The sequence below is a fragment of the Hufsiella ginkgonis genome (assembly GCF_009834915.1).
GTDB lineage: Bacteria > Bacteroidota > Bacteroidia > Sphingobacteriales > Sphingobacteriaceae > Hufsiella > Hufsiella ginkgonis.
On sequence record NZ_WVHS01000022.1, the window covers coordinates 1 to 441 of the forward strand.

Here is a 441-nt window from a genome sequence, read left to right on the forward strand (position 1 = left end):
GCTGGACAAAGTACGTTCGTACGCGGGCTTCCGACCGGTGGCAGGATAAACATTCTTGGCAGCGGCACCATGCTGTTATCGGTGAATTATTATGATAGCGAAGGCCGGGTAATTCAAAGCAAGAGTGAAAACCACCTTGCCGGAACGGATATCGTGAACAATACCTATAGTTTCACTGGCGAACTGCTCACTTCAAACAGGAGCCATACCTCAAGCAACGGAAGCGTAAACATCGTCACCCGAAACGAATACGATGCCTGGGGCCGGAAGAAGAATGCGTTTGAAAAGATCAATTCCGGCAATGAAGTGAAGATCGCTGACCTGGAATATAACGAGACCGGGCAGTTAAAGCAGAAAAGCCTGCACGACAGCATTCAAACCACAGCCTATGCTTACAATCCCAGAGGCTGGCTTAAGACCAGCTCCTCCCCGCAATTCGCC

The 441-nt window shown here is 50.1% G+C and carries 1 pseudogene; it reads left to right on the top strand.

What is annotated here, in order from left to right:
• A pseudogene (locus tag GS398_RS22170) lies at positions 1 to 441 on the top strand (DUF6443 domain-containing protein); the annotation flags it as partial.